Genomic DNA, 4,642 nt, shown 5'->3' with positions numbered 1-4,642 from the left:
GGCTGGCTGGTCATTATCGGCAGCCTGCCGATCGGCATTCTGGGACTCGTCTTCCATGACGCAATCGAAACCACACTGCGCGGTATGTGGCTGACGGCGACCATGCTCATCGTCTTCGGTGTCTTCCTTGCTATCGCCGACAAGACAGCCAAGCAGCAGCGGGAGCTGACGCACTTGACCTACAAGCACGGAATTCTTTACGGGCTGGCCCAGGCGATGGCACTGATTCCCGGTGTCTCCCGGTCCGGTGGCACTATCACCGCGGGGCTGCTGATGGGATACACACGCGAGGCCGCCGCGCGATATGCATTCCTGCTTGCCATTCCGGCCGTTTTCGCCAGTGGCTTGTTTCAGCTGGTGCGGAACTTCGACGAACTAGGCCCATACGATCTGGGGCAGACCGCGCTGGCGACCATCGTGGCGTTCGTTGTGGGATTTTTCATCATCGGGTGGTTCCTCAAGTTCATTTCCACGCGCAGTTACATGGTCTTTGTTTGGTACCGGATTGCCCTGGGTGTGCTCATCTACCTACTGCTCGGCTTCAATATCATTGGCGCCAATGCGTAATCCGGCAGTCCCGGAACGGCGCCCGTAACAAGGTACGACGGCGGCCCTCACAGTTAGAGCCCGCGGCGGCGAAGCATTAGGGTTGGGGCTGTGATCTCTTGGAATTCGCTGCCGCTGCCTGCCCTGCCCGGACAATCTGGAGCCATCCGGCTTCACGACACCGTGGCCGGGAAAGTGGTTCCGCTGGAGACCGAAACGGATGCCAGTCTCTATGTCTGCGGTATCACCCCTTACGATGCGACGCACATGGGCCACGCGGCCACCTACGTCGCATTCGACCTGCTGAACCGGCTCTGGCGGGACGCGGGTCTGCGCGTTCAGTACGTCCAGAACGTCACGGATATCGATGACCCGCTGCTGGAGCGCGCAACGCAGCTCGGCATTGATTGGCGTGATCTTGCCCAGGAGCAGACCGACCTGTTCCGTGCCGATATGACGGCGTTGAATGTGTTGGCCCCCGACCACTTCGTTGGAGCGGTTGAATCCATTGAATGGCTGGTTCCGGCCGTCGAATCCTTGGTGGAGCGGGGCCTGGCCTACCGGGTGACCGGCATTGATGGGGAGCCGGACGGCGATGTCTACTTCTCCGTGGACGCGGCCGGTGCTGAACCCGGAAATGCCTCCGCGGCCTGGTGGCTTGGGCAGATTTCCGGTCTCGGTGAGCAGGAAATGATGCCGCTATTCGCCGAGCGTGGCGGCGACCCTGAGCGTCCAGGCAAGAAGAACGCGCTTGATCCGCTGCTGTGGCGGGTGGCCCGGCCGGATGAACCGGACTGGGACGGCGCTACGCTCGGTACCGGCCGGCCAGGCTGGCACATCGAATGTACGGTCATTTCCCAACGCTTCCTGCCCGCGCCCTTCACAGTCCAGGGTGGCGGTTCGGACCTGATCTTCCCGCACCACGAGATGGGCGCAGGCCACGCTTACGCGCTGAGCCACGTTCCGATGGCCAGCCATTATTCGCATACCGGAATGGTGGGTCTCGAAGGCGAGAAGATGAGCAAGTCCAAGGGCAACCTGATACTCGTCTCGAGCCTTCGCCAATCTGGTGTGGAACCGGCCGCCATTCGGTTGGCGATCCTGGCCAACCATTACCGGACCGACTGGTTCTGGACCGATGCCTTGCTGCATGAGGCGCAGGAGCGCCTGCACCGGTGGCGGGACGCCATCGGCATTGGAACCGCGGATGACGACGGCGCCGTCGAACTGGTTGACAAGATGCGTCAGTCCCTGGCCGATGACCTGGATGCGCCCGCCGCGGTGGCCGCAGTCGATGCATGGGCCAACCGGATTCTGGCCGCCCAGGACCAGCCGGAACAATCACGTAAGGCTTCAATCGGGGCCTTGTCCGCTGAATCTGCTTCCGCGGCTGGCCAGCAGGATGCTCCGGCTGAACCGCTCGATGTTTCAGGACCGGCCCAGGCTCCGGTTTCGGGGCCGGGGGCCGACCTCGTGCGTAATGCGGTGGATGCACTGCTGGGCGTGCGGCTCTAGCAGTTACCCCCTCCAGGGGAGTGCCCGTCCGGGCAGAGTGCCCGGCCGGGAGGCGCCGTTATTCTTTCCGGCGCTTTTTCAGATAACGCTCGAATTCCCGGGCAATCGACTCGCCGGAGGCCTCGGGAAGGTCCACGGTGTCCTTGGCCTCTTCGAGTTGCTTTACGTACTCGGCAATCTCCGGATCTTCGGTGGCCAGTTCGTCGACTCCGCGCTCCCACGCTTCGGCATCCTCGGAAATTTCGTCTGTCTCCAGTGAAACCTGGAGCAGTTCCTCCAACCGGTTCAACAGCGCCAGCGTGGCCTTCGGCGACGGCGACTGTGCAACATAATGCGGCACCGCAGCCCACACCGAGAGCGTGGGCAGGCTGGCAAGATGAGCCAGCTCCGACAACACACCAACAATGCCGATTGGGCCTTCATAGTGCGAGGCCTCAATCCCAAGGCGTTCCTGCAGATCCTCATCCTCGCTGGTCGCGGTCACGGGAATGGGCCGGGTGTGCGGCACATCAGCCAGCAGCGCCCCCACAAGGATCAGGTAATCCACGTCCATTTCGGTGGCATGCGCGAGCAGTTCGGCCGTATAGGCGCGCCATTTGTAGGACGGTTCAACCCCGTGTACAAACACGACGTCGATACTTGTGCCCGGGATCGATGCTTTCGTCAGGCTGGTGGTCGGCCACTTGATCTTCTTGACCCCGCCGCTCCGGTGCAGCATCGGCCGGGTGAACTGGAAATCATAGTACTCATCCGGGTCCAGGCTGGCGGCCTTCTTGGCATCCCAGAGGTTATGGAGGTGTTTGAGGGCATCGCTGGCGGCGTCACCGGCGTCGTTCCAGCCTTCAAAAGCCGCGAGCATGACTGTGACCCTGCCGTTCGACTCCGGATCCCCGGACTGACCCGATTCCTTTGGCGCACCGCTGAAAAGTCCCGGATTCCCGGGTGCCGGTCCGTCCTGATAGCTACTCACACTTACACCCTACGGTGGCGGAGGCGCGGATGTCAGACCCGGTCGCTGACATCTTCGCGCTGAGCATAGTGGAAGGGGACGGTCCGGAAGCCACCGTAGACTTGAACCATGCATTCCTCCTCCACCGCCCACCCGGAAACCACAGTCCGCGACGGGCCGGCTTTGCAGGCCGTGCTGTGGGATATGGACGGCACCCTGGTCGATACCGAGCCCTACTGGATCCAGGGCGAAATGGAACTCGTTTCTCAGCATGGCGGCAGCTGGAGCGAGGAGCAGGCCGAGGCCCTGGTGGGTCAATCGCTCACTTTTTCCAGCCGGATTCTCCAAAGTGCCGGCGTCGACCTGTCCTCACGGCAGATCATCGACCATCTGATTGGGCACGTGGTCCGGTCCGTGCGGCGGGAGATTCCCTGGCGTCCCGGGGCACGTGAGCTGCTTGCTGAGCTGCGTGCAGCGGATGTCCCTTGCGCACTCGTCACGATGTCGGAGAAGCCGCTGGCCGAGGAGATCCGCCGCCAGCTTCCCGACGGGACTTTCGATTTCCTGATGACGGGCGACATGGTCGCCCAGGGCAAACCGGACCCGGAACCTTACCGGCGTGCCCTGGAACTGCTGCAGAAAAGCAACCCGGATGCCGGCGTCGACAATGTTGTGGCGCTGGAGGATTCACTGCCCGGGGTCACCTCCGCGCAGGCTGCAGGACTGATCACGGTCGGTATACCCCACTTCATCCCCTTGCCCGAGGACAACGGGCGCATCCATTGGGAAACGCTGCAGGGCCGCTCGGTGGCCGATCTGCAGTCATTGGTCCAGCGGCGTTCAACGATAGTGCAGGTGCAGTAGATGAGCGGAGAGGACACCAAGGGCATACCCCGGGAGGGCATCCTGCTGGGCCGCGTTGGCGGTATTCCCATCATCCTGGCGTATTCGTGGTTCATCATCGCCGCGTTCATCGTGTTCGTCTTCGGTCAGCAGATACGTGTCCCCGGGGCAGGCTGGATCGCTTACCTGGTCGCCTTCGGCTACGCATTGCTCCTACTGTTTTCGGTGCTCGTGCATGAGCTCGCGCACGCCTTATCCGCACGTGCCTACAAGTGGCCCACGGCCAAGATCGTCCTGAATCTGTGGGGCGGCCACACCCAATTCGAGAATTTCAGCGCTTCCCCCGGAAAGTCCCTGGTAGTGGCCATGGCGGGTCCGGCGGCCAACTTTGCGCTCGCCGGCATCGGCGCACTCGTGGTACCGCTGGCGGAGGGAAACCCGATCGCGGCGCTGCTGACAAATATCTTTGTAGTGGCCAATTTCCTGGTGGCAGTATTCAACGTCCTGCCTGGGCTTCCGCTGGACGGGGGCCGCATTGTGGAGTCCGCCGTCTGGAAGGCCACCGGCAGCCAGGAGAAGGGCACCGTTGCCGCGGGTTGGGCCGGCCGCGTTATCGCCGTGCTGCTGGTCGCCGCAGTGATTGTGTTTCCGATCAGCCTCGGGGGCGAGCCCGAATTCCAAGTCGTGTTGATCACTGTGCTGGTTGCAGGATTCCTTTGGCTTGGCGCCAGCGGGGCCATCAACAATGCCCGCATGCGGCTGCGCCTTCCCGACATCAGCGCCGGCCGG

The 4,642-nt window shown here is 62.7% G+C and carries 5 protein-coding genes; 4 read left to right on the top strand and 1 reads right to left on the bottom strand.

Features of this window, described 5'->3' with window-relative positions:
* Together Y707_RS29860 and mshC are read left to right on the top strand one after the other, a co-directional pair.
* The coding region (locus tag Y707_RS29860) for an undecaprenyl-diphosphate phosphatase (RefSeq protein WP_035781609.1) at positions 1 to 567 on the top strand (567 nt) is incomplete at its 5' end.
* A gap of 90 nt (positions 568 to 657) precedes the next feature.
* Positions 658 to 2,061 carry a cysteine--1-D-myo-inosityl 2-amino-2-deoxy-alpha-D-glucopyranoside ligase gene (mshC, locus tag Y707_RS0112655; protein ID WP_026535374.1) on the top strand — a complete coding sequence of 468 codons (1,404 nt, stop codon included), beginning with the start codon at positions 658 to 660 and terminating at the stop codon, positions 2,059 to 2,061.
* Positions 2,062 to 2,119: 58 nt separating this feature from the next.
* Here mshC and Y707_RS0112650 read toward each other — a convergent pair whose 3' ends face one another.
* A complete protein-coding gene (locus Y707_RS0112650; protein ID WP_026535373.1) occupies positions 2,120 to 3,031 on the bottom strand; it encodes a proteasome assembly chaperone family protein in 912 nt (303 codons plus the stop codon).
* A gap of 108 nt (positions 3,032 to 3,139) precedes the next feature.
* Between Y707_RS0112650 and Y707_RS25670 the strand changes: the two genes are divergently transcribed.
* Both Y707_RS25670 and Y707_RS31485 read left to right on the top strand, forming a co-directional pair.
* Entirely contained in the window at positions 3,140 to 3,874 is a 735-nt protein-coding gene (locus tag Y707_RS25670) for an HAD family hydrolase (protein WP_035781606.1), read from the top strand.
* Positions 3,875 to 4,642: site-2 protease family protein (locus tag Y707_RS31485; protein WP_051441950.1), on the top strand; the 768-nt coding region annotated here is incomplete at its 3' end.

It is taken from the genome of Arthrobacter sp. H14, assembly GCF_000520495.1.
In the GTDB taxonomy this organism is placed as follows: domain Bacteria; phylum Actinomycetota; class Actinomycetes; order Actinomycetales; family Micrococcaceae; genus Arthrobacter_C.
This window is presented reverse-complemented; position numbering and strand designations above follow the sequence as displayed.

Bases quoted from the DNA above. Each gene is read 5' to 3' on its own strand.
- Y707_RS25670 (WP_035781606.1), top strand. From the start codon at position 3,140: ATGCATTCCTCCTCCACCGCCCACCCGGAAACCACAGTCCGCGACGGG.